The 23,391-nt window shown below is 58.8% G+C and carries 20 protein-coding genes; 11 read left to right on the plus strand and 9 right to left on the minus strand.

Translation table 11 applies throughout. The features are described 5' to 3' along the window. From dnaA to gyrB, 3 genes are all read left to right on the plus strand, one after another. Entirely contained in the window at window positions 1-1,392 is a 1,392-nt protein-coding gene (gene dnaA / locus HYN24_RS00005) for a chromosomal replication initiator protein DnaA (RefSeq protein WP_117607371.1), read from the plus strand. A gap of 209 nt (window positions 1,393-1,601) precedes the next feature. Next, complete coding sequence (gene dnaN / locus HYN24_RS00010; protein ID WP_117607372.1) at window positions 1,602-2,708, plus strand: DNA polymerase III subunit beta; 1,107 nt, start codon at window positions 1,602-1,604, stop codon at window positions 2,706-2,708. 73 nt (window positions 2,709-2,781) lie between these two features. Beyond that, a complete protein-coding gene (gene gyrB, locus HYN24_RS00015) occupies window positions 2,782-5,271 on the plus strand; it encodes a DNA topoisomerase (ATP-hydrolyzing) subunit B (RefSeq protein WP_117607373.1) in 2,490 nt (829 codons plus the stop codon). Between the two features lie 405 nt (window positions 5,272-5,676). Here gyrB and istB read toward each other — a convergent pair whose 3' ends face one another. The 3 genes from istB to HYN24_RS00030 all read right to left on the minus strand — a co-directional run bounded on the left by istB (window position 5,677) and on the right by HYN24_RS00030 (window position 8,722). Further along, complete coding sequence (gene istB, locus HYN24_RS00020) at window positions 5,677-6,453, minus strand: IS21-like element helper ATPase IstB (protein ID WP_117607374.1); 777 nt, start codon at window positions 6,451-6,453, stop codon at window positions 5,677-5,679. Then, window positions 6,443-7,966 carry an IS21 family transposase gene (gene istA / locus HYN24_RS00025; protein WP_117607375.1) on the minus strand — a complete coding sequence of 508 codons (1,524 nt, stop codon included), beginning with the start codon at window positions 7,964-7,966 and terminating at the stop codon, window positions 6,443-6,445. Before istA ends, istB begins: the two co-directional genes overlap by 11 nt. A 342-nt stretch (window positions 7,967-8,308) precedes the next feature. Further along, the gene (locus HYN24_RS00030; RefSeq protein WP_117610138.1) at window positions 8,309-8,722 is read right to left on the minus strand and encodes a carboxymuconolactone decarboxylase family protein; all 414 of its coding nucleotides are present in this window, start codon (window positions 8,720-8,722) and stop codon (window positions 8,309-8,311) included. Between the two features lie 225 nt (window positions 8,723-8,947). Here HYN24_RS00030 and HYN24_RS00035 point away from each other — a divergent pair, with 225 nt between their 5' ends. The 4 genes from HYN24_RS00035 to dtd are packed head-to-tail and all read left to right on the plus strand — an operon-like array spanning window position 8,948 to window position 12,010. Then, window positions 8,948-9,928, plus strand: coding sequence for an ABC transporter substrate-binding protein (locus HYN24_RS00035; protein WP_205421411.1), 981 nt, complete (start codon window positions 8,948-8,950; stop codon window positions 9,926-9,928). A gap of 4 nt (window positions 9,929-9,932) precedes the next feature. Then, the gene (locus HYN24_RS00040; protein WP_117607377.1) at window positions 9,933-10,748 is read left to right on the plus strand and encodes an ABC transporter permease; all 816 of its coding nucleotides are present in this window, start codon (window positions 9,933-9,935) and stop codon (window positions 10,746-10,748) included. Between the two features lies 1 nt (window position 10,749). Beyond that, window positions 10,750-11,541 (plus strand): ABC transporter ATP-binding protein, encoded by a 792-nt coding sequence (locus HYN24_RS00045; RefSeq protein WP_205421412.1) that lies wholly within the window; start codon window positions 10,750-10,752, stop codon window positions 11,539-11,541. Window positions 11,542-11,557: 16 nt separating this feature from the next. After that, on the plus strand, window positions 11,558-12,010 hold the full coding sequence (gene dtd / locus HYN24_RS00050) for a D-aminoacyl-tRNA deacylase (protein ID WP_117607379.1): 453 nt from the start codon (window positions 11,558-11,560) through the stop codon (window positions 12,008-12,010). Between the two features lie 6 nt (window positions 12,011-12,016). Here the strand turns inward: dtd and HYN24_RS00055 are convergent, their stop codons facing one another. From HYN24_RS00055 to gshA, 4 genes are read right to left on the minus strand one after another with little or no spacing between them, the layout of a single operon-like run. Continuing rightward, entirely contained in the window at window positions 12,017-12,850 is an 834-nt protein-coding gene (locus tag HYN24_RS00055; RefSeq protein ID WP_371413217.1) for an NAD-dependent deacetylase, read from the minus strand. Next, complete coding sequence (locus tag HYN24_RS00060) at window positions 12,840-13,880, minus strand: FAD:protein FMN transferase (RefSeq protein ID WP_117607381.1); 1,041 nt, start codon at window positions 13,878-13,880, stop codon at window positions 12,840-12,842. Before HYN24_RS00060 ends, HYN24_RS00055 begins: the two co-directional genes overlap by 11 nt. Then, window positions 13,865-14,884, minus strand: a complete 1,020-nt coding sequence (gene gshB / locus HYN24_RS00065) for a glutathione synthase (protein ID WP_117607382.1) — start codon at window positions 14,882-14,884, stop codon at window positions 13,865-13,867. Before gshB ends, HYN24_RS00060 begins: the two co-directional genes overlap by 16 nt. Before the next feature lie 5 nt (window positions 14,885-14,889). Beyond that, window positions 14,890-16,176 carry a glutamate--cysteine ligase gene (gene gshA, locus HYN24_RS00070; RefSeq protein ID WP_117607383.1) on the minus strand — a complete coding sequence of 429 codons (1,287 nt, stop codon included), beginning with the start codon at window positions 16,174-16,176 and terminating at the stop codon, window positions 14,890-14,892. Between the two features lie 148 nt (window positions 16,177-16,324). Between gshA and HYN24_RS00075 the strand changes: the two genes are divergently transcribed. Further along, the gene (locus HYN24_RS00075; protein ID WP_117607384.1) at window positions 16,325-17,947 is read left to right on the plus strand and encodes an ABC-F family ATPase; all 1,623 of its coding nucleotides are present in this window, start codon (window positions 16,325-16,327) and stop codon (window positions 17,945-17,947) included. 52 nt (window positions 17,948-17,999) lie between these two features. Here HYN24_RS00075 and HYN24_RS00080 read toward each other — a convergent pair whose 3' ends face one another. Beyond that, on the minus strand, window positions 18,000-18,470 hold the full coding sequence (locus HYN24_RS00080) for an SRPBCC family protein (protein WP_117610139.1): 471 nt from the start codon (window positions 18,468-18,470) through the stop codon (window positions 18,000-18,002). Window positions 18,471-18,577: 107 nt separating this feature from the next. On the opposite strand from HYN24_RS00080, the gene HYN24_RS00085 reads away from it, so the two are divergent. From HYN24_RS00085 to HYN24_RS00095, 3 genes are all read left to right on the plus strand, one after another. After that, window positions 18,578-19,285: a pseudouridine synthase gene (locus HYN24_RS00085; protein ID WP_117607385.1), complete on the plus strand. Its 708-nt coding sequence runs from the start codon at window positions 18,578-18,580 to the stop codon at window positions 19,283-19,285. After that, on the plus strand, window positions 19,282-20,196 hold the full coding sequence (locus HYN24_RS00090) for a hydrogen peroxide-inducible genes activator (RefSeq protein ID WP_117607386.1): 915 nt from the start codon (window positions 19,282-19,284) through the stop codon (window positions 20,194-20,196). The genes HYN24_RS00085 and HYN24_RS00090 overlap by 4 nt, the downstream gene beginning before the upstream one ends. A gap of 191 nt (window positions 20,197-20,387) precedes the next feature. Beyond that, entirely contained in the window at window positions 20,388-20,759 is a 372-nt protein-coding gene (locus tag HYN24_RS00095; RefSeq protein ID WP_117610140.1) for a response regulator, read from the plus strand. A gap of 97 nt (window positions 20,760-20,856) precedes the next feature. On the opposite strand, the gene HYN24_RS00100 is transcribed toward HYN24_RS00095, so the two are convergent. Next, on the minus strand, window positions 20,857-23,382 hold the full coding sequence (locus tag HYN24_RS00100; RefSeq protein WP_117607387.1) for a DNA topoisomerase III: 2,526 nt from the start codon (window positions 23,380-23,382) through the stop codon (window positions 20,857-20,859). Between the last annotated feature and the right edge of the window lie 9 nt (window positions 23,383-23,391).

Raw genomic sequence — 23,391 nt, forward strand, 5'->3', positions numbered from 1 at the left:
ATGGCTGGTTTCTGGGAATCCTGTTTGCAGCGCTTCGAGCAGGAATTGCCTGCGCAGCAATTCAACACCTGGATCAGGCCGTTGCGGCTCGAAGGCGAAGCCGTGGCGCTCGACGAAGGTCTGCGCCTGATTGCGCCAAACACCTTCATATTGAAGTGGGTCCGCGATCGCTACCTGACCCGCATTGAAGAATACAGCCGCAGCTTTTTCTCGGGGCCGGTCAGCATCGCGCTGGTCATCGGCGCTGGAAAAGCAGCCAATCGGGTTGAATCGAACAGCGAAGCGGGTGAAAAGTCGGCAGCCAAGCCACCGAGCGGCAGCGAAAAGAAAGCTGCACCGGCGGAAAAGCCGCGCAGCAAAAGCGGCAACTACGAAAAATCCCGGCTCTTTTCGTCCTTCACTTTCGACAATCTGGTCGTCGGCAAGGCCAACGACCTGGCCCGCGCTGCTGCGGTGCAAGTTGCCAACAATCCGGGCGGTGCCTATAACCCGCTATTTATTTATGGCGGTGCAGGGCTCGGAAAGACCCACCTGATTCACGCCATCGGCAATGCCATCGTCGCCGAAAATCCGGAAAAGATCGTCCGCTACGTCCATGCCGAGGATTACTACTCGGATGTGGTGCGCGCCTATCAGCAAAAATCCTTTGATACCTTCAAGCGGACCTATCGTTCGCTCGACGTTCTCTTGCTTGACGATGTCCAGTTCTTCAATGGCAAGAACCGATCGCAGGAGGAGTTCTTCTTCCTGTTCAATGCCCTGATCGAGGCACGCAAGCAGATCATCATTACCTGCGATACCTATCCGAAAGATATCAACGGCCTCGATGATCGTCTGGTCACCCGCTTCGACTGGGGCCTGACGGTCCAGATTGAACCGCCGGAGCTGGAAATGCGCGTCGCCATTCTGAAGAAGAAGGCCGAGGCCGAAGGTATTCATCTCGATGATGAAGTGCCATTCTTCATTGCCAAGCATTTACGCTCCAATGTGCGCGAACTTGAAGGTGCGCTCAAGAAGGTGCTTGCCTATTCGTCTTTCCATGGCCGCGCCATTGCGCTTGATCTGACCAAGGAAGCCTTGAAGGACGTTATCGGCTCGGCGCGTAACGTCGGGATCGACAATATCCAGAAGACCGTGGCCGACTATTACAAGATGAAAGTCGCCGAGCTCTTCTCGAAAAAGCGCACCCGCGCCATCGCCCGGCCCCGTCAGGTGGCCATGTGGCTGTGCCGGGAAGTGACTTCCCACAGCTTTCCGGAAATCGGCGATGCCTTTGGTGGCCGTGATCACACAACCGTCATTCATGCCGTCAAGACGATTGATGCCTTGCGGATCAAGGAAAACGAACTCAACCACGACCTGCATGTACTGTTGCAGGTATTGAAAGGATAAGGCTGTCGATAAGTCTGTGGAAAAGCTGTGAGCGAATTGTGAGTCATCTGCTGATACTCACTTTGTGGGAAAATTGTCCGGATTTCACCCACAGGCAGTTCAGGCGTTTTCGCAGACCTTAAAATTTCAATCAATCATCTGAAATTAAAGATAATTTTTTACTTATCCACAGAATTGTTCCCGATATAGTCTACTTAGGAATTTAATTTATGGTTCTTATCAAAACCCAAAGAGATACGCTTCTTGCCCCGCTGCAGTCGGTATCGGGAATTGTCGAACGTCGTCATACCCTGCCCATCCTGTCCAATGTCCTGCTCGAAAAGAAGGGCGATCGCCTGACCCTGCTCGCCACCGACATCGAAATCCAGATCACGACGACGACCGAAGGCGCCGGCGGTGAGGGCGATGGCGCAGTGACGGTCGGCGCCCGCAAGCTGCAGGAAATCCTGCGCTCGCTGCCCGATACCACCGAAGTCAGCCTTGTTCTCGAAGACAAGCGCCTGCTGGTGCGCGGCGGCAAGAGCCGCTTCAGCCTGCAAACCCTGCCGGCCGACGATTTCCCGCGCATGACGGTGAATGAAGGCGAAACCAAGCAGTTCTCGATTTCGCAAAAAGCTTTCCGTCAGCTGATCAGCAAGACCCAGTACTCGATGGCGGCGCAGGATGTGCGCTACTACCTGAACGGCCTGCTGCTGCTGGTCGAAGGCAAGGAACTGCGCGCCGTGGCGACTGATGGTCACCGTCTCGCCTACGCCAGCGTCGAGATCGACACCGACCTGCCGCGCCAGGAAATGATCCTGCCGCGCAAGACGGTGCTTGAACTCAACCGCCTGCTGCTCGACAACGACGATGCGCTCAACATCACGCTGACGCCGAATCAGGTCCGCTTTGCCTTCGGCTCGGTTGTCCTCGTCTCCAAGCTGATTGATGGCAAGTTCCCGGACTACGAGCGCGTCGTGCCCGCCACCCTCAAGAACCACATGAAGGTCGGTCGCCAGACGCTGATGCAGGCCATGCAGCGCGCTGCTATTCTGACTAACGAAAAATTCCGCGGGGTGCGTGTCGTGCTCGGTGAAAACAGCCTCAAGCTGATCGCCGCCAACGCCGAACAGGAAGAAGCGGTCGAAGAAATCGAAGTCGATTACAGCGGTGACGTCATCGACGTCGGCTTCAATGTCGGTTACCTGCTCGACGTCCTCAACAACATCCACACCGAAGAGATTCAGTGGAGTTTCAACGACGCCAATTCGAGCGCCCTGATTACCGTCCCCGGCAACGACCGCTTCAAGTACGTCGTGATGCCGATGCGTATTTGATCGACCTCGCAGCAATCCAGGAAGGCCTGTCCAGCCGGGCAGGCCTTTTGCAGTTTCACGTGGAACCAAAACAATGAGTGAAGAGAACGTCCCGCAAGCGGAATCGCCAGCCTACGGCGAAGCCAGCATCCAGATCCTCGAAGGCCTGGAGGCCGTCCGCAAGCGTCCCGGCATGTACATCGGCGATACCTCCGATGGCACCGGGCTGCACCACCTCGTCTTCGAAGTCGTCGACAACTCGATTGACGAAGCGCTGGCTGGGCATTGCGACGACATCATCGTCACCATCCACACCGACAACTCGATTTCCGTCATCGACAACGGCCGGGGCATCCCGACCGGCGTCAAGATGGACGACAAGCACGAACCCAAGCGCTCGGCCGCTGAAATCGCGCTGACCGAACTGCACGCCGGCGGCAAGTTCAACCAGAACTCCTACAAGGTCTCCGGCGGTCTGCACGGCGTTGGCGTTTCCTGCGTCAACGCGCTCTCCAAGTTCCTGCGCCTGACCATCCGTCGCGACGGCAAGAAGCACTACATGGAGTTCTGCCGTGGTGTGCCGGTTGATCGCAACATTGAGGTCCGCGACGGCTTTGAAGTCTCGCCGCTGAAAGTTATCGGCGACACCGAAAAGCGCGGCACGGAAGTCCACTTCCTGGCCGATGACGAGATCTTCGGTCACGTTGAGTTCCACTACGAAATCCTCGCCAAGCGTCTGCGCGAACTGTCCTTCCTCAACAACGGCGTCTCCATCAAGCTGGTCGACCAGCGCGCCGGCAAGGAAGAACTCTTCGCCTTCGCTGGTGGCGTACAAAGCTTCGTCGAGTACATCAACCGCACCAAGTCGGTCCTTCACCCCAACATCTTCTACTCGGCGGGTGACGCCAAGGTGGGGCAGGGCGCGGCCGATACCGGCATCACCATCGGCGTTGAAGTGGCTATGCAGTGGAACGACTCGTATCAGGAGCAGGTGCTCTGCTTCACCAACAACATTCCGCAGTCGGACGGCGGTACCCACCTGACCGGCCTGCGCGCCGCGATGACCCGCGTCATCAACAAGTACATCGACGAAAACGAAATTGCCAAGAAGGCCAAGGTCGACATCGCCGGTGACGACATGCGCGAAGGCCTCGCCTGTGTGCTCTCGGTCAAGATGCCTGATCCCAAGTTCGCCTCGCAGACCAAGATGAAGCTGGTTTCATCCGAAGCCCGCGCCGCCGTCGAAGAAGTTGTCGCCCAGAAACTCGCCGACTTCCTGCTCGAACGCCCGGTCGATGCCAAGATGATTTGCGGCAAGATCGTCGAAGCCTCGCGCGCCCGTGAAGCCGCCCGCCGTGCCCGTGAAATGACGCGCCGCAAGGGCGTCCTCGACGGTGTCGGCCTGCCCGGAAAACTCGCCGACTGCCAGGAAAAAGACCCCGCCCTGTGCGAAATCTACATCGTCGAGGGCGACTCCGCCGGCGGCTCCGCCAAGCAGGGCCGCGACCGTAAGTTCCAGGCCATCCTGCCGCTGCGCGGCAAGGTCCTCAATGTCGAAAAGGCCCGTTTCGACAAGCTGATCTCCTCCGAACAGATCGTCACCCTGATCACGGCGCTTGGCACCGGCATCGGCAAGGACGACTTCAACGTTGAAAAGCTGCGCTATCACCGCATCATCATCATGACCGACGCTGACGTTGATGGCGCCCACATCCGCACCCTGCTGCTGACCCTGCTCTATCGCCAGATGCCGGAGCTGATCGACCGCGGCTACGTCTATATCGCCCAGCCGCCGCTCTACAAGGTCAAGCACGGCAAGACCGAGCGCTACCTTAAGGACGACCTGGAGTATCACCAGTTCCTCCTCAACATGGCCCTCGACGAAGCTGCCCTGACGCCACGCGCCGGCGCCGAGCCGGTCACCGGCCCGGCTCTCGAAGGGCTGGCCCGCTCCTGGCTCGCTACCGAAGCCGTCATCGACCGCCTGTCGCACCTGATCAACCCGGAAGTGCTGCAGTCCATCGTTCGCCATAACCTCGCCGTCGACCTGTCGAGCGAAGAAAAGACCCGTGCCAGCGCCGAACTGATCGCCGCCTACATCCCGGCCGGCACGCGGATGGTGCCCAAGTACGACGACATCCAGGAACGCTGGACCTTGCGCGTCGAACGCATGCACCACGGTAATCTCAAGGTCGGCCTGATCGACGAAGACCTGCTGCTCTCCGGCGACTTCATCCAGTTGCGCCGAACCGCCGAAACCCTGGCCGACATGTTCGGCCCCGGTGCCATCATGGCCCGAGGCGAGAAAAAACAGGTCATCACCAACTTTGGCGAAGCCATGAAATGGCTGCTTAACGAAGTCGAACGCGGCATTAGCAAGCAGCGCTATAAAGGTCTTGGCGAAATGAACCCCAGCCAGCTGTGGGAAACCACCATGGACCCGAAAGTCCGCCGCCTGCTGCGCGTCCAGATCGACGATGCGATCGCTGCCGACGAAATCTTCACCACGCTCATGGGCGAAGATGTGGAGCCGCGCCGGGCATTTATCGAAACCAATGCTTTGAGTGCCCGAGTCGATATATAACGTTCTGTAGGTTCTCAGAATTCCTTAAAAAATTCTCAGTATTTTAAAAAATTCAAAGGCCCCGATAGGGGCCTTTTTCATTTCAGGGAGTCACACCCCCGAAATAGTCGTTCCCCGTAGGCTATTCCAGCCTGTTTAACACGCTGACTTGTGAAGTAACTGAGCCAGAGCACGAGTATTACGAGTTCGACAGCGAGAGTTGCAATTTTTGGGGTGGAAAGATGCTGTACTGATAACTGGAGTTCAGGCATCAATAGGAGCCATGAGATTCCAGTTATGCAGAAAATTAATGCAATCCATCGAAGACCATAAGAATTGCGATGAAATCCATAGTGTTGAGTTGCACGTAAAACTGACCCGGGATTTGCACTGAAATCTGACCCACCCGATGAGCCTCAGTATGGCTCAAGTCACAGATGGATTTCTAGTCTTCACCTCCTTGCTAACCTTGGTTGAACTGTTCCTGAAACGGTAACTTTCGTTGCCCGTTTCGACGATATGGCAGTGATGAGTCAGCCGGTCGAGCAGTGCAGTAGTCATCTTCGGATCGCCAAAGATGCTGGCCCATTCAGAGAAACTCAGATTGGTCGTGATGATCAGGCTGGTCTTCTCGTAGAGCTTACTCATGAGATGGAACAGCAAAGCACCACCGTTCTGACTGAACGGTAAATAGCCCAGTTCATCAAGGATCACTAGATCAGCATGCACCAGACGGTTGGCAATCTGCCCCTGCTTGCCTGACTGCTTCTCCTGTTCCAGAGCGTTGACCAAATCGACCGTCGAGAAGAAGCGGACACGCTGATGAGCATGCATGATGGCCTGCACACTGATGGCGGTGGCCAGATGGGTCTTGCCGGTGCCTGGCCCACCGATGAGCACAACGTTGTGAGCTGAATCCATGAACTCTCCACGGTGGAGATGGCGCACCAGAGCCTCATTGGCGACACTCTGCGTGAAATCGAATCCCGACAGATCACGGTAAGCAGGGAAACGGGCAATCTTCATCTGGTAATTGACCGAGCGGACCTCTCGTTCAGCCAATTCGGCCTTGAGCAGGCTGTCCAGAATTGATTGTGCATTCAGATAGGCCGGCGAACTCTGGGCAGCCAGTTCCTCAATGGCTTGTGCCATACCGAAGAGCTTCAGGGATTTCAAAGTAGTGACCATGGCCTCAGGCAACATGACGCACCTCCCGCAGACTGTCGTAACGTGTGACGTTGGCGAGCGGTTCAATCTTCAGCACCAGTGCCTGAGGCGCATCAATCGGCGCCGGTGGCGGCAACTCCACCAATCGCCCAAGCAGATTGAGCACATGCTGCTTCGAGGGAACGCCTGCATCGAGGGCCATCTCGACCGCCGTCAGTACCGCTTGCTCATCGTGATGTAGAACCAGGGCAAGAATCTCGACCATCTCCCGGTCACCACCTGGCCGCTTCATGAGCGACGACTGGAGGCGCTTGAAGCCATCGGGGAATTCTGCAAAGGGCGCACCATTCCTTAAAGCGCCCGGCTTACGTTGCAAGACCGAAAGATAGTGGCGCCAGTCATAGATGGTTTGACTTGAATCGTGATGGCGGCGATCAATCACGCGCGAATGCTCGGCGATCACGTTACCTTCTGCTGCTACGACGAGATGATCGGCGTAGACCCGCAAACTGACTGGCCGATTGGCAAATGAGGCCGGGACGCTATAACGGTTACGCTCGAAGTTGATCAGGCAGGTTGGTGAGACACGCTTGGTATGTTCGACGAACCCATCGAAAGGGGTTGGCACTGCCATCAGTAGAGCCAGTTCATCGGCCCAGGCGTCTGCGACCGTGCCGGGCAATTCAGGGTGTCTCAATTCTTGCCACAGCGTCAGACATCGCTGTTCCAGCCAGGCATTGAGGGCATCCAGATTCTCGAAGGCCGGCGCACCCTGCCAGATGCGATGTCGGGAGTCCTGAACATTCTTCTCGATCTGCCCCTTCTCCCAACCAGAGGCTGGATTGCAGAACTCGGCCTCAAATAGGAAGTGGCTGACCATGGCCTTGAAACGGGTGTTGATGTCCCGAGCTTTGCCTTTCCGGATCCGATCCACCGCCGTCTTCATATTGTCGTAGATGCCGCGCCTTGGAACGCCACCTACCACCCGGAAGGCGTGATTATGGGCATCGAACAGCATCTCGTGGGTCTGCAACGGATAGGCCCGCAGGAAGAACGCCCGGCTGTAGGAGAGTTTCAGTTGGGCAACCTGGAGTTTGGTTTTTACCCCGGCAATGACCGCCCAGTCTTCGCTCCAGTCGAACTGGAAGGCTTCTCCCGGCGCGAAGGTCAAGGGAATGAAGGTGCCACGCCCGGTTGTCCCGGCAGCTTCCTGCTGAGCTTGTCGCCAATGCCTGGCGAAGGCGGCGACCCGGTCATAGGAGCCTTCGTAGCCCAGCGAGCATAGATCGGCATAAATCTGCCTGAGATTTCGCCGCTGCTTGCGACTCTTCTTCGACTCCGTCTTCAACCATGCCGCCAGCTTCGGCGCAAACAGGTCGAGCTTGCTCGGGCTGTGTCGCTCGGGATACTTCGGTTCGACGATGCCGGTGCTCAGATACTTTCGGATCGTGTTTCGGGATAACCCCGTTCGTCTGGCTATTTCACGGATGGCCATGCCATCGCGCAGGTGCCAGCGCCTGATTACGCTTAATAACGCCACGTCGATCACTCCTGATTCCCCCGCTCGTTCCCCGAGCAGGTCAGTGTCTATACGTGGGTCAAAATTCGATGCAAATCTATGGGGCTAGTGGGTCAGTTTTACGTGCAACTCAACATGGCAGGACTTTCGGTCTCAAGAGCGGCGTAGGATTTTTCAAGGATTTTGAGAATTGGGTTGCAGCCCATTCTCAAAATAGTTTCCTAAACAGTTGATCTCTGGGCGGGTGTCTATCAACGTATTTTGAGAACCTACACGTTCGCATAAATTCTCGGCGAAAGCAAAAAGGCTCCACCCGGAGCCTTTTTGCTTTTTTGCGAGACAATTCATTGTTTATTCTAGATAAGTTATTTACTAAGCCCTCTCGGAAGTATCTCTTTCGCCACTGAGACAACCCATTTCCCGCAGCGTTTCATGGGCGGCACGGAAGGCATCAATGGCCAGTGGCATACCGCAATAGATGGCTGCATGCAGCAAGGTCTCCTGAATTTCCTGCGGGGTGGCGCCATTGTTGATGGCGCCGCGAACATGCCCTTTGATCTCCTGGGCACGTCCCAGCGCAGTTAGCATGGAAAGGGTGATCAGGCTACGGGTTTTTAGTTCAAGTCCATCGCGGCACCAGGTGGTGCCCCAGGCATTGCGGGTGACAAACTCCTGGAGCGGGGCGGTAAAGGTGTCGACGTTGGCAAACGCCTTGTCGACGAAGGCTTCGCCCATGACGCGCTTGCGCATGGCGAGTCCCTGATCAAATTGGGGGTCGCTTTTCATTTCCATTTCACAATTGATAGTCGGAAGTGCCAGCGTACTGCTGTTTGTGCCATGTTTCATCGCGAAATGTTCAGCTGACGGGTTAAGCCTGGAAGACGGTCCACGGTTTGCCTGCGCGTGCTTACCAGTTTTGAAAAGGTGCTATGCAGCCCTAGCATTGAGTCGCCCAATCGCGTTACGCTATCCGGCAGCCAGTTCATAAGAACTCACCCGGAGGAGCCCCCCATGGAAACAATGATTCGTCTTGCCGCTGTTGCTGCGATTGCTATTGCCTCGCCCTTGGCTACTCAGGCCCAGACGCCGGATGTCGTGCGTCTCGGCAACCTGAAATTTGCCCATTACGGCGCGGTTTCCTACATGAAGGAGTCCTGCGGCAAGTACAACCTGAAGGTGGAGGAGCGGATGTTCCCGAAGGGGCCGGACATCATGCCGGCGATGGTCGCCGGTGAAATCGACATCGCCGCGCTGGCCTCTGACGGGGCCATTTCGGGCCGCGCCAATGGTGTGCCGATTTATACCGTGGCGGGCTTTGCCAAGGGTGGGGCGCGCATTGTGGCCGGGGTGGACAGCGGCATCAAGACGATGGCCGACATGAAGGGCAAGAAGGTCGGCGTGACACGGGGCGGGGCCCAGGAATTGCTGCTTTACGCCGAACTGGAAAAGGCCGGGATCAGTTGGTCGGACAAGCCGGGCAAGGACGTGCAAATTGTCTTTCTCGCCTTTGCCGACCTGAATCAGGCGCTCGCCGCCAAGCAGATCGATGCCATGTGCCAGTCCGAGCCACAGTCCTCGCAGGCGATCAACAAGAAATTCGGTATCGAGATCATGAAGCCCTACACCACGAAGATGGGCGAGCCGGTGCGGCTGCTGGTGATGACGGAAAAGATGTACGGCGAGAAGAAGGACGTCGCCCAGCGGCTGATGAAATGCTTTGTCGAAACGACGGCGCTGTTCAACAGCAATCCGCAATTGGCCGAGAAATACGTCACCGAGCAGATGTTTAAAGGCCAGATCAGCGGGCAGGACTTCAAGGATGCGATGGATAACGCTGATTACACCTACGACGTGACACTCGAGCACATCGACATCACCACCGATTTCATGAACAAGTACGGTGTCGGTCGCATGGCCAAGCCACCGAAGGCGGCCGAATGGGTCAAGCTCGACTTGTTGCAGAAAGCCAAGGCTGAATTGAAGGTCAAATAAGACCATGCTCGGCAAATTGAAGGATTTTGCCGACGGTGCTCTGGTGCCGGTGCTCCTGCTTTTTCTGTGGGAAGCCTGTTCACGGGCTGGTCTTTTTTCGCCGGTGCTCCTGCCGGCGCCGACCGCAGTGGCTATCAAGTGGTGGGCTTACTTGCTGCCGGCACAACCGCAGGAGGCTGGGCAGAGCTATCTGGCCTGGCTGTTTTCCGGCGAGTTGCCGCACGATGCGTATTCCAGCCTGTTTCGCGTCATCACCGGCTTCCTGATCGGGGCTGGCCTGGCCTTGCCGTTCGGGCTGCTGATGGGTGCCAGCACCCGCCTGTATGCCCTGTTCAATCCGATGATGCAGATTCTCCGTCCGATACCGCCGATTGCTTACATTCCGCTGGCGATCCTCTGGTTCGGGCTGGGCAATCCGCCGTCCTTCTTCCTGATCGCCATTGGCGCCTTCTTTCCGGTGTTGATGAATACCATCGCCGGTGTGCGCCAGGTGGACGGCATTTACCTGCGGGCGGCACGCAATCTAGGTGTCGGCCAATGGACGATGTTTACCCGCGTCATCCTGCCCGCCGCTACGCCCTATATTCTGGCCGGGGTGCGGATAGGCATCGGCACGGCCTTCATCGTCGTGATCGTTTCGGAAATGATTGCGGTCAATGACGGCCTCGGTTTTCGCATTCTCGAAGCGCGGGAGTTCATGTGGTCGGACAAGATCATCGCCGGCATGATCACCATCGGACTGCTCGGTCTGGCCATCGATACCGCCGTCAGCCGCTTGAACAACCATCTGTTGCGCTGGCATCGCGGCCTGGAGCATTGAGATGACGCAGATACTCATCAATCAGGTGCACAAGGTGTTCACGACGCCGGGTGGTGATGTTGTGGCCTTGCAGGACATCAATCTCGACATCAAGCCGGGGGAATTTGTCTGCCTGCTCGGTCCTTCGGGCTGCGGCAAATCAACCTTGCTCAATGCCGTAGCCGGCTTTGCTCTGCCGTCGGCCGGGGCGATTACCGTTAACGGCAAAATGGTGACAGCGCCCGGCCCGGATCGCGGCATGGTGTTTCAGGAATATGCCCTCTTTCCGTGGATGACGGTTGGCCAGAACATCGCCTTCGGTCTGGAAATCCAGAAGAAGGCGCCGGCAGTAATCGCGCAGAAAGTCGATGAATTGCTGAGTCTTCTGCACCTCGGCGATTTTCGCGACCGCTTCCCGAAAGACCTTTCGGGCGGCATGCGCCAACGCGTGGCGATTGCCCGCGTGCTCGCCATCGATTCGCCGATCATGCTCATGGATGAGCCTTTCGGGGCGCTCGATGCACTCACCCGGCGCAATTTGCAGGATGAGTTGCTGCGCATCTGGGAGACGCTCGGCAAGACCATCCTGTTTGTCACGCATTCGATCGAGGAGTCGATCTACCTGGCCGACCGCATCGTCGTCATGACCTACCGACCAGGCACCGTCAAGCGCGATCAGTCTGTCGACCTGCCGCGGCCGCGTGATCCGTCATCGGCGGCATTCAATGATCTCAAGCGGGAACTGGGGCAACTGGTCATGGAAGAACAGGCGCGTCACACGCATGACGAACTGAAGCTGGCCGCAGTCGATTGAGGGGGCTGGGGGCGCAATGCGGGTGGTGATTCAGCGGGTGCGGACGGCTTCGGTGGCCGTAGAAGGTGCTGTTTGTGGACAAATCGGCGCTGGATTACTGGTGTTGGCTGGTTTCCAGGCTGATGACGGCAACGCCGATCTCGATTGGATGGCGGGCAAGATCGTTCGCCTGCGGCTGTTTGCTGACGACAGCGGGGTGATGAATCGCAGCGTGCTCGAGGCGGGCGGGGCGATTCTGGCGGTTTCACAATTCACCCTGTATGCCTCGGTCAAAAAGGGGAACCGGCCATCGTGGAGCCGGGCGGCACGGGGGGATGTTTCGCAGCCCTTGTTCGATCAGTTTGTTGCCAGACTGACGGCCTTAATGGGTAAGCCAGTGGCGACCGGAATCTTCGGTGCGGACATGGCAGTCAGCCTGGTCAACGATGGGCCCGTGACCCTGACCATCGACTCGAAAAATCCGGAATAGGTGGTCTCAGGCCTGAGTGCAGGCCTCGTGCAGGCAGCTGATGCCGGCGAGTCCGCCGATACTTATGCCGAGGCCGCTGCGGGCGTCGGGTACGTCCGGTTCGTTGGGGTTGATGCGGATCAGCCTGCCGCCGCAGGTTTCTGAAAAATGGCGCACGGTCGGGATGTTGGTCCCGGCACCGATTTCAATACAGACCAGCCGGTCAACCGAACATAACCATTGTTGCAAGCGCTGAACCTGCAGCGCGGTACGCCGCTCGATCCAGCCCCAGTCGCCGAACATCAGGATGTTGGGCCGGGCGAGGCCACCACAGTGCGGGCAATGCGGAAAATCACCGAGCAGGCGGCAGTGGGCGGCATCGATGGCAGGCTGGAAGTCTTCGGCTGACCAGATGTGCTGGCCGCAGCCATTGGCACATTGCAGGTGATGGATGGAGCCATGGATTTCACACAACTGCTCAGGGGCAAAGCCGGCTTTCTGGAAATGGCCGTCGACGTTGCTGGTGAAGGCCCGGATGCCCCGCGGCATAGCCTTGGCGAGGTCGAGCAGCAGGGCAAAGCCGGCATGGGGCGCGGTCTTCCGGTAGAGATCAAGGCGATGGCCGTAGAAGCCCCAGGCGAGGCGCGGATCAGTATCGAAGCTGGCCGGATTGGCAATCGTTTCAAAAGGAATTTTTGCCCGGCCAAGGGCGGGATAGACGGACCAGAAGCCGCCCGGCCCCCGAAAATCGGGCAGGCCCGAATCTATCCCCATCCCCGCGCCGGCGCAAACCAGGAGGCCGTCGGCTTCAGCCAGCCAGTCGGCGGCCTGGGCGAGCAGGCTGTCCATATCAGGGAACAACCGTCATTTCCGGCGTTGAGCCGATGAAGTCAAGGCGTTGGCGCAGGGCGTCGGTGAGGAAAATGCGGTTGTCGCGGTCGACGCGCAGGACCAGGCTGACATCCATTTTTCGGGCCATGTCACGCCAGCCGTCGGGGCCGGCAATGAATATTGGTTTGGAGGCGGCGTCAGAGAGCGTACCCGCCTTGGGCCCGGCCGGAATCAGCACGGTCACAGCCTGCGTGTGATCGGCTGGGTAGCCGGTGCGGGGATCGAGCAGGTGGGCGTAGCGTTTGCCTTCAACTTCGAAGAAGCGTTGATAGTCTCCCGAGGTGCCGATGGCCTCGCCATCGTCCAGCATCACGGTAGCCATCGGGCCGGGTTGGCGTGGGTGCTGGATGCCGATCCGCCACTTCTTGCCTTCCTTGCTGCCCAGGGCCATGACGTTACCGCCGATGTTGATCAGGGCGTTATTGATGCCCTGTGTCCGCAGGATGGCGGCAGCGCGGTCGAGGGCGACGCCTTTGAGATAGCCGCCGAAGTCGAGGGCAAGCCGGCGGTTTTGACTGCTCACCGTGTGGCCGTCGATGCGGACGTCGGCGATGGATGGCTTGCTCGCCAGCCAGTCCTTGATGTCGGCAGGGGGGGGCAGTTCCGCCTTGAATTCATCGGCTTGAAAGCCCCAGAGCTTGATGAGTTGGCCAATACCCGGGTCGAACAGATTGTCGCCCTGTTTGGCCAGGCTTTGCGCCTCGCCGATGAGTTCAGCCAGTTCCGGTGTCACTGGCTGCGCCTGCCCGGCGGCCAGGGCGGCGTTGAGGGTCATCAGTTCCGACGGTTGCCAGGCGTGATAGGCGCTATGCAGGCGGTCGAACTCGCGCAGTACGGCGGCGATGGCCTTGCGGCCTTGTTCAGGGTCGGGGCTGACGACCAGGACTTCGACGCGGGTGCCGAAGACGTAGGCCTGTTGTTCCTGCAGCGGGGTGCGGCCGCAGGCCGTGAGGAGCAGGGCGCAGAGGGTGGCGAGAAAAAGCTTCAGGCAATGCCGCATGCGTGTTCGATGGCAGATATAAAGGCACCGGCCGCATCAAAACCTGACTGCTGGCGGATTTCCACCATGCAGGTCGGGCTGGTCACGTTGATTTCGGTGAGGCAGTCGCCGATGACGTCGATACCGACCAGCATCAGTCCGCGCTTGAAAAGGAGGGGGCCAATGGCGTCGGCTATTTCCCGGTCGCGGACCGACAACTCCTGGGCCACGCCGGTACCACCAACAGCCAGGTTGCCCCGCGTTTCGCCAGCCTTGGGAATGCGCGCCAGGCAGATCGGCACTGGCTTGCCGGCGATGATCAGAATGCGCTTGTCGCCGTGGGTGATCTCGGGCACGTAGCGTTGCGCCATGATGGTCCGTGCCCCTTCGTGGGTCAGCGTTTCAACGATGACATTACGGTTCGGGTCGTTGCGATGGACGCGGAAAATCTGGCTGCCGCCCATGCCGTCGAGTGGCTTGAGGATGACGTCACGCTGGTCATCGATGAAATGATGAATCTGGGCCATGTTGCGCGTCGCCATGGTCGACGGCGCAAAGTGGGCGAACTCCATGATCGCCAGCTTTTCGGAATGATCGCGCAAGGCCCGCGGGCTGTTGAAAACCTTGACCCCGTCAGCCTCGGCCCGTTCGAGCAGCCAGGTCGCCGTGAGGTATTCGAAATCGAAAGGTGGATCCTTGCGCATGATGACCGCGTCGAAGGCCGTCAGCGGCATCCATTCGCGGCCAGTTTCACGGTACCAGTCATGGTCATCTGGACGCAGGTGGAGGTGTGTTGCCTCGCCCGACACGCCGCCCGTCTGAGCGGCCTCCGGCTTGCGCCAGCCAAGTGTTGCGGCATCGATGGCAAAAACGTCATGGCCATGATTCTCGGCAGCCCGCATCATGGCGACCGAGGAGTCCTTCCATGCCTTGAGGTGTTCAAGAGGATCGACGACAAAGGCCAGTTTTAACGACTGGCTGCTGCCGCCGAGCAGGTGTTTCTCGAAGTGCAGTTGCAGAGGCATCGGGCTCAGGCGTTTTCCGGTGCCGTGCGTTCCAGTTCGATGGCGGCGGCCAGGCAGGCCAGGCGGCCGACCACGCCATAGGCGTAGAAGCGGTTGGGCGGAGCATCCGGGTTGTTGCAGCCGTAGTCGGGCATGTTGCAGCCGGTATCGAAGGCAAGCGGTTCAAAATGCATGCCCGGGGCGTTGAGGTTCTCATCCTTGCCGCGCCCGGTATGGACCCGGTAGAAGCCACCGACGACATAGCGGTCGATCATGTAGATGACCGGCTCTGCAACCGCCTCGTTGAGCGTCTCGAAAGAGTGCACGCCTTCCTGAATGAGCACCTCGGAGACTTCGAGGCCTTCCTTGACGACGCTCATCTTGTTGCGCTGCTTGCGGTTGAGGGAGATCACTTCGTCGACGTTGCGCACGGTCATGACCCCCATGCCATAGGTCCCGGCATCGGCCTTGACGACGACGTAGGGGGTCTCTTCGATGTCGTATTCGCGGTATTTTTCCTTGACGATGTCGAGCACCGCCGAGACGTTGGCGGCCAGACATTCTTCACCCTGGCGGTCGTGGAAGTTGACGCTGCGACAGACCGAGAAAGCCGGGTTGATGCGCCAGGGGTCGATGCCGATGGCCTTGGCGAAATCATTGGCGACCTGATCGTAGGCGGCGAAATGGTTGGACTTGCGGCGCACCGCCCAGCCGGCATGGACCGGCGGCAACACGACCTGTTCGTGCAGGCCCTGCAGAATGGCTGGAATGCCCGCCGAAAGGTCGTTGTTGAGAAGGATGGCGCACGGGTCGAAGCCGTCCAGCCCGAGGCGGTTGCCGGTACGGACCAGCGGTTCGAGGAGCAGGCTCTGGCCGTTGGGCAAATCCACCGTCGTCGGCTGGGTGATGTCCGGGTTGAGCGAGCCGAGCCGTACATTGAGTCCGGTCTGCTTGAGAATGGCGGCAATCTGTACGACGTTTTGCAGGTAGAACTGGTTGCGCGTGTGGTTCTCAGGAATGAGCAGCAGGCTGCGCGCTTCCGGGCAGAATTTTTCGATGGCGCTCATCGCCGCCTGAACGCAGAGCGGCAGGAAGGCGGGGTTGAGGTTGTTGAAGCCGCCCGGGAAGAGGTTGGTGTCTACGGGTGCGAGCTTGAAGCCGGAATTACGCAGATCGCACGACGAATAGAAGGGCGGCGTGTGCTCCAGCCATTGGCCGCGCAGCCAGTGTTCGATCTGTGGGCTGGCAGCGAGGAAGCGACGCTCAAGTTCAAGCAGGGGGCCGGTGAGGGCTGTGGTGAGATGTGGAACCATGTGCTGTGTCTCAATCCTGAAGTTTATATTTTTGGTGCCAAATCTTACACCGCGGTGCAGCAAAAGTGCGCCCCTGCTACGATCAAGCCCTTGAAAACAGGTAAAATTCGGCCCTTCGTTTTAGCGTTATTTTGAGATCGGAATCGCTGTGCTCGTCGCCGCCAATATCACCATGCAGTTCGGGGTCAAACCCCTGTTCGAGAACGTCAATGTCAAATTCGGCGAGGGCTATCGCTATGGCCTGATCGGCGCCAACGGGGCCGGCAAGTCGACGTTCATGAAGATCCTTTGCGGCGCGCTCGAACCTTCGGCCGGTAATGTCTCGAAAGACAAGCACGAGCGCATGGCCTACCTGAAGCAGGATCAGTTTGCCTACGAAGACATGCGCGTCCTTGACGTCGTGCTAATGGGCCACGAGGAAATGTGGGCATGCATGAGCGAGCGCGACGCCATCTACGCCAATCCCGAGGCCACCGAAGACGACTACATGAAGGCGGCCGATCTTGAGCACCAGTTCGGCGAACTCGACGGCTACACGGCCGAGTCGCGGGCCGGCGAACTGCTCCTTGGCGTTGGCATCCCGACCGAGCAGCACGACGGCCCGATGAGCGAAGTCGCTCCCGGCTGGAAGCTGCGCGTCCTGCTCTGTCAGGCCCTGTTCGCCAATCCGGACATCCTGTTGCTCGACGAACCGACCAACAACCTCGACATCAACACCATCCGCTGGCTGGAAGACGTGCTCAACAATCGTGACTCGACGATGATCATCATCTCGCACGATCGCCACTTCCTGAACCAGGTCTGTACCCACATGGCCGACCTCGATTACGGCAAGATCACGACCTACGCCGGCAACTACGACGATTTCATGGAAGCCGCCCAGGCTGCCCGCGAGCGCCTCTCCAACGCCAATGCCAAGGCCAAGGAACGGATTGCCGAACTGCAGACCTTCGTCCGTCGCTTCTCGGCCAATGCGTCGAAGGCCAAGCAGGCGACCAGTCGCGTCAAACTGATCGAAAAGCTCAAGCCGGAAGACGTTAAGCCGTCATCGCGCCAGTATCCGTGGATTCGCTTTGACTATGACGAGAAACAGAAGCTGCATCGTCAGGCGGTCGAGATCGAGAACGTTTCCTTCACCTACGAAGGCGGTGAGCGCAAGATTTTCAACAACCTGACGCTGACCATCAATGCCGGTGAGCGGATTGCCGTGATCGGTGAAAACGGCGTCGGCAAGACGACCTTCCTCAAGCTCCTGATGGGCGAAGTGACGCCGCAGTTCGGCACGATCAAATGGGCCGAAAAGGCCTATCCGGGCTACTACGCACAGGACCACAGTGCCCAGTTTGCCAGTGAGCAAAGCCTGACCGACTGGATCGCCGGTTATGCCCGCGCCACCATCGAAGACGGTGGCGACCTGGAAACCCTGATTCGCGGCACCCTCGGCCGTCTGCTTTTTTCTGGCGACGAGGTCAAAAAGCCGGTCAACGTCATTTCGGGTGGCGAACAGGGGCGCATGCTGTTCGGCAAGCTCATGCTGTCGAAGCACAATGTGCTGCTGATGGACGAACCGACCAACCACCTCGACATGGAATCCATCGAATCCCTCAACTCAGGGCTGGAAAAATTCCCCGGTACGCTGGTCTTTGTTTCGCACGACCGTGAATTCGTGTCGTCGCTGTCCACTCGCGTTTTTGAGGTCAAGAACGATGGCCGGATCATCGACTACCTCGGCGGCTACGAAGACTATCTGGCGTCGCAGGGCGTCGAGTAGTCAGTTCTGGTTGACTGAAAAAGGCCGCAACGCAGCGCGTTAGCGGCCTTTTTTATTGAATCCGGCCGCCCGCTGCGAGGGTTCTGATCAGCCGTACGCAATCCACATCGGACTGGTGATAGGCCGATTTGACGTATTCGATATAGGCCCGCTCCTCGGAGTTCGGATCGGTCGCCAGCGTTGTCTGGTAGGCAAAGCGCAGGAACAGGAAGGCCGGTTCTGGCTCCTCGATGGTAATCATCAGGCTGCCGCCGGGATGAACCTCGGAGGGTTGAATATCGAAACGCACCCAGTGCCGCTCGGCCAGGGTTACCCGGTCGTGGATCACGGCCGGGCCGAAATCGAGTTCGCGGAGCAGGGTGTCGGCCTGCCTTTCGATGATGGTGCAGGACTCCAGTCCAGGCAGGAAAGGAACGGCATTTTCGACGCGGTGAAGAAGGCCCTGCCATAGCTGATCGCGGTTCAGGGTCTCGATCAGCGGGTTCTCCGGGTCGTTGATCTGGATAAGATGTTCGAATTTCATGGATATATTGTATTTCATCATCCGGTCGCCCATTGCTTTGTCGACCGTGTCTTGGTGCACAGGTCAGCCGGACGATGAAATAGTTCGGTCGTGTTAACATCCCGGCCATGCAACTAGAACGTATCCTCCAAAAACACGGTTTTGGCTCCCGTCGGGAATGCCGGGGGCTGATCCGCCGTGAACGCGTGGCTATCAATGGTGAGGTTTGCGATGATCCTTTCATCGAACTCGACACCGAGGGCCTGATTTTTACCGTCGATGGGGTCGATTGGCCCTATGCCGAATACGCCACGCTGATGCTCCACAAGCCTGCCGGCTATGAATGTTCGCGCAAGCCCAAACATCACGCCAGCGTCCTTGAACTGCTGCCGGTCCCCTTGCGCGAACGCGACGTCCAGCCGATCGGTCGCCTCGATGAAGACACCACGGGACTGCTTCTGATCACCGACGATGGCCAGTTGAACCATCAGCTGTCGTCGGCCAAGCGCAAGGTGCCGAAGGTCTATCTGGCGACCACCAAGCATCCGCTTGATCAGGCCCAGATTGATCAGTTGCTGGCCGGCGTCCTCCTGGCCGACGAATATGAACCGATTGCTGCGGCAGCTGCGGAAATCATCGGCGAAAAGCTGCTCCGCCTGACCCTGACCGAAGGCAAGTACCATCAGGTCAAGCGGATGGTCGCTGCGGTCAGTAACCGCGTCGAGGCCCTGCATCGCGAAGCGGTCGGCGAACTGACCTTGCCACCCGATCTCAAGCCCGGCGAGTGGCGCTGGCTGTCGGCAGCCGACCTGCAAAAACTGGGTTATTCGCAATGACGCTGACTGAAATGCGCTACATCGTGGCTCTGGCCCGTGAGCGGCATTTCGGGAAAGCGGCTGACGCCTGCCATGTCAGCCAGCCAACGCTTTCGGTGGCCCTCAAGAAGGTTGAGGGCCAGCTGGGTTCGGCACTCTTCGAACGAGGGGCCAGCGATGTCCGTATTACCCCGCTCGGCGAGCGCATCGTTGCTCAGGCCAGGCGAGTCCTCGAAGAGGCGGTGAGACTTGAGGAGATCGCCGAGGCCACCGGTGATCCGCTAAGCGGCCAGTTGCGTGTCGGGATTATCTACACCATTGCGCCTTACCTTCTGCCACAACTGATTCCGGCCCTCAATCGCGAGGCACCGAAGATGCCGCTCTTCCTTAAGGAGGACTTCACGGCCAATTTGATTCCGGCCTTGAAGGCGGGTGAACTGGACGTTATCGTCATCGCCTTGCCTTTTGGCGAGCCGGGCCTGGTTGCCCAGCCTGTTTACCACGAGCCTTTCCGTGTTGTTGTACCGGCCAGCCATCCCTGGGCGTCTCGTAGCGAGGTCGATGGTGACGAGCTTGATGGCCAAAACCTGTTGCTGCTCGGACAGGGAAACTGCTTTCGCGATCAGGTGCTCGAATCCTGCCCGCGCCTCAGTGCGCCGGATGCCCTCGAACATTCGCTCGAGGGCAGCTCACTGGAAACGATCCGTCACATGGTTGCCAGCGGTGCCGGTGTTGCCGTCATGCCGAGCACTGCAGCCGATCCGCTGATTGACAAGGAGGCGCTGGTCCGGGTGCTGCCTTTTGCCGGTAGCTCGCCAAAGCGTACCGTCGGGCTGGTCTGGCGTGTGACTTTCCCGCGCCCGCAAGCCATTGATGCAGTCCGTGCCGCGCTGCTTTCCTGTCAGTTGCCAGGGGTATTTCCCGTCCGCTGAGGTTTCACGTGGAACCGTTGGCGATATTGGCTTGGGCTCAGGAAATAATGACCGAATTGCGACCGGCCCGGACTATTCCGATCTCCCGCCGGCTGAGCAAACGCCCTGTCTCACAAGCTTCTTGCTGTTTGCGTGCCCGGCGAGCAATATCTGCCTGATGGGGTGTGGATCAGGATCACAAAGGCAAAATCATGGGTCAAAAGCGCGTTCTCGTTGTCGACGACATGGGTTCGATTCGACAGGTCATCATGGCCTTGCTCAAGGCCTCAGGTTTTGAAGCGGCAGATGCAAGTAGTGGGGCTATAGCCCTCCAGCTCATGCAGCAAACAAAATTCGATCTGGTCCTGTCGGACTGGAACATGCCGGGCATGACCGGCTCGGAGCTGGTGACTGCCATCCGGGCCAAGGACCAGACCATCCCGATCATTATGGTGACGGCCGAAGCTGACCGGCAGCGCGTACTCGAGTTACAGGCCTTGGGCGTAAACGGCTATCTCCTGAAGCCATTCAAGCAGCAGGCATTGCTGACGATTCTGGGGAAGATATTCCCGGACAAGGCATGATCGCCCCGGGCTGACATCGCGTCAGCCCGCCTCGGCTGCAGGCATAAAAACGCCCTCGGAAATTTCAGAGGGCGTTTTGCTGTTGGCCGGCCCTTGATCAGGCTGCGGCGTCGGCTTTCTTTTTTGCCGGGGCCTTTGGCTTGGCGACTTTTTTCTCGAATTCGAAACCAACCTTGCCATCCTTGGCCACCAGATAAGCCGAGAACTTGCGGCGGGTGCGGTTGGACACGAACTCCTTGAGCAGATCGGTCTTGCCTTCAGCCAGCAGTTTCTTCATCTGGCCGGCTTCGATCGGTTGTTGCAGGATGATCTTGCCGGAGCGGAAATCGCAGGTCTTGTCGGGACCGACGGATTTTTCGCAGACATAGGAGCTGCCGTGGTCGAAAACGCCACTGGCGCATTTCGGGCATTTGCCAAGGCTTTCCTGGGCCGAGAAATCAACGGGTTCGGCATCGGCGGCATCGGCCTTGTCCTGACCGAAGTCGAATTCCGGTTCCTTGTTGTCGTTGAGCTTGATGGCGGCGGCAAAGGTGCGGCCCATCTTGTTGCGGAAGCCGGTGAGCGGACCGATCGTGCCTTCGTTGATCAGGGTATCGATTTCGGCCGGTTCAAACTGGCGACCGGCAACGATTTTCCATAGCGAGTAGTCGCAGCCACCGCACTGGAATTTCTTGTAGGTCTCGCGGATCTCGCCACCACAGCGCGGGCATTTTGCCGTCAATACACCGAAATCTCCGGGGATCGTGTCGGCTTCGTAGTGTTTCGCCCGCTCGACCATATGGCGCGTCATTTCGGCAATTTCGCGCATGAACTCGTCACGCGTGAATTCGCCCTTTTCGATGCGACCGAGCTTCCATTCCCAATCGCCGGTCAGTTCCGGCTGGGTCAGTTCGTTGATGCCGAGGCCGTTGAGCAGCGTCATCAGCGAGAAAGCCTTGGCTGTCGGAATCAGTTCGCGGCCTTCGCGCAGCATGTATTGCTCGCCGATCAGGTTTTCGATGATCTGGGCGCGCGTGGCTGGTGTGCCGAGGCCGCGACCGGCCATGGCCGCCTTCAATTCCTCGTCGTCGACCATCTTGCCGGCACCTTCCATCGCCGAAAGCAGGGTGGCTTCCGAATAACGCGGTGGCGGCTTGGTAGCGTTGGCCTTGACGTTGACTTCGTCGGTTTTGACCTTTTCCTTGGGCTCAACGGCAACCAGATTGCCATCATCGCCGTCCTGGCCTTCCTTGCCATGCACGGCCAGCCAGCCTGGATTGACCAGCACCTTGCCCTCGGTCTTGAAGGGCTGGCCTTCGACGCGGGTAATGCGGGTAGTCACCATGTATTCGGCGGCCGGGAAGAAGACGGACAGGAAGCGTTTGACGACGAAGTCGTAGAGCTTCTGTTCAAGTTCGTTCAGGCTTTTCGGGGCCTGCGGCGTCGGAATGATGGCGAAGTGATCGCTGATCTTGGCGTTGTTGAAGATGCGCTTGTTGGGCAGCACCCAGTTGCGGGCAAGAATCTGGTGGGCAAACGGCGAATAACGGGCAAGCAGCACCTCGTCGTGACCCTTGCCGGCACCTTCGCCGGTCAGCACGGTCAGGGTTTCCTTGACGGTGGCCAGATAGTCTTCCGGCAGGCAGCGCGAATCGGTCCGCGGGTAGGTCAGGACCTTGTGCTTTTCGTAGAGTGCCTGAGCCAGCGACAGCGTGGTCTTGGCCGAGAAGCCGAAGCGGCTGTTGGCTTCGCGCTGCAGGGTGGTCAAGTCGAACAGGCCCGGTGACAGGCGGGTTTCCGGTTTGGCTTCCTCGCTGACATCACCCGGCTTGCCGAGGGTGGCGGCGCGGATGGCGTCGGCCTTGCTCTGTTCCCAGAGGCGGTCGGCGCGGGCATGTTCGTCGTCGTTCTTGCCCTTGAAGCCTTCGTCGAACCATTTGCCCTTGTAGCTGCCGGCCTTGGCGGTGAATTCGGCTTCGACTTCCCAGTAATCGCGCGGCTTGAATTCGCGGATGCGCTTTTCGCGCTCGACCACGATGGCCAGCGTTGGTGTCTGCACCCGGCCGACCGTGGTCAGGTGGAAACCGCCAGTCTTCGAATTGAAGGCGGTCATCGCCCGCGTACCGTTGATGCCGACCAGCCAGTCGGACTCGGAGCGACAGACAGCGGCGTCGCCGAGGCCCTGCATTTCGTTACCGTTGCGCAGACGGGAGAAACCGTCGCGGATCGCACCTTGCGTCATCGATTGCAGCCACAGGCGCTGTACCGGCTTGCCGGACTTGGTGTGTTGGGCGATGTAATTGAAGATCAACTCGCCTTCGCGCCCCGCGTCACAGGCATTGATCAGGCCGCTGACATCCTTGCGCTTGATCAGCTTGGCGAGCACCTTCAGGCGCGACTCGGTCTTCTCGATGGGCTTCAGCGCGAAATGCGGCGGGATCACGGGGAGGTGGGCAAACGACCATTTGCCGCGCTTGACCTCGAATTCCTCGGGACAGGCGAGTTCCAGCAGGTGACCGACGGCCGACGAAATGACGTGAGTGTCGCTTTCGAAGTATTCGTCGTGCTTGGTGAAGCCCCCCAGCGCCTTGGCGATGTCAGCGGCGACGGAAGGTTTCTCGGCAATAATCAGCTTTTTGGTCATGTTGGGGCC

Source organism: Dechloromonas sp. HYN0024 (assembly GCF_003441615.1).
Taxonomy (GTDB): Bacteria; Pseudomonadota; Gammaproteobacteria; order Burkholderiales; family Rhodocyclaceae; genus Azonexus.